The organism is Microcoleus sp. Pol12B4 (assembly GCF_036701385.1).
GTDB lineage: Bacteria > Cyanobacteriota > Cyanobacteriia > Cyanobacteriales > Microcoleaceae > Microcoleus.
The window spans coordinates 1-1,322 of record NZ_JAUBQR010000447.1 but is presented as its reverse complement, the minus strand read 5'-3'; the positions used below and the strand labels follow the sequence as shown (position 1 = coordinate 1,322).

The 1,322-nt window shown below is 41.9% G+C and carries 1 pseudogene; it reads right to left on the bottom strand.

The window, feature by feature from the left end:
• Positions 1 to 20 precede the first annotated feature (20 nt).
• A pseudogene (locus QUA38_RS28935) lies at positions 21 to 1,221 on the bottom strand (IS4 family transposase).
• Positions 1,222 to 1,322: the final 101 nt, after the last annotated feature.

The following is a 1,322-nucleotide window of genomic DNA, read 5'->3' as shown; positions in this document are numbered from 1 at the left end:
CTTAGCGGGTGACAACGTACCTATAATGCTTGCTGCATAAAGGATAGAGCCAAGAAGCCGCGCTGAAAATAGAGACGTTTATGGGGTTTGAGCGCAATTAGACTTGTTACCCAATCGTTCCATAATTCCATCCCATAGATCCACCGTTGTCCATAGAGGCTCAGACTAAATTCACTTACGAAGTGGGGTTTTGTCTTGATGCTCCTTGATCCGTCCTGCATAAATTTCTACACCTAACTTTTTGAGCCATTGTCCGTGAACGGTCGCCAAACTATAAGCAAGCGCAATCAATAAGACCAAGGATAAAAAGCGAGTTTCATTGACCTTGGTATCTTCTACATTATAACCAGCAGTTTTGTAATCTTTGAACATCTGTTCAATGCCCCACCGACAACAATAAACATCTAAAGTCAGCTTCAAATTGGGGAGATTTGTCAAAATATACCAAGGTTCTTTTGGTCCGGGCTTACGATATTTTCGTTGCCAATACACAGCCAGATTAAATGGCCCTAAACCGTCTCCTTTATTTCCCAAAATATTCTGAGAAAATTTGGACATCCCAGGTTTGAAGCCAAGCTTTTTGAGCAATTGATAGTCTTCACCTAAATTCTCTTGAAATTGGAAGTCTTTTTTCTGACGTAGTGCAAAAGATACACCCCTGGCATCAAGCCATGATGCGAGTTTGGGGCTATGAAACTCTCGACCGCCTAAGACTAAGACGGGATAGTTCTTAAACAGAGGAAGGACTATACCTAACAGTCGTTTTTGAGTCTTGAGGTCACTGTTACCTGACTTCTTTAAGAGTTCCCAATATATCGGAAGAGCATGAGTTCCCCAGACCAGACTAACCATAAATATATTGTGTCCTTTCCACTGTGTCCGGTCGATTGCAACAATCCAATAGCCATACTTTTGATGCTTGAGTTTTCTTACACAGCGACGTTGTTCTCGGTTTAAACGCTTTCCGGTTTGTTCTTGTCGAATCCAATATTTAATCAGGGGAAACCACAATAGTTTGACGCACAACTGAGGTAACACTAAAAATCGTTGTAAGTTTCGTTTGCGGCTTTGGTATTGAATCGGTTGAGGAAAGACACTGGCTAATACGGAGAGCTTGACCTGACGATGAGCCTGAAGCAATAACAACAGCAGTTGCAAGGTTAAGTATTGGCTTTCATTGAGATGAGGCAGCAGAATTTTTTGGTATAATGGTGGCAACATTTTGTTTTTTGGGGAGCCCGTGTGGCTCCTTATTTTTTTACCTTACCATTCTCTCAAACCTTTGTCCTGTTTAGACTAGAGGTGCCTTGTCACCCGCTAAG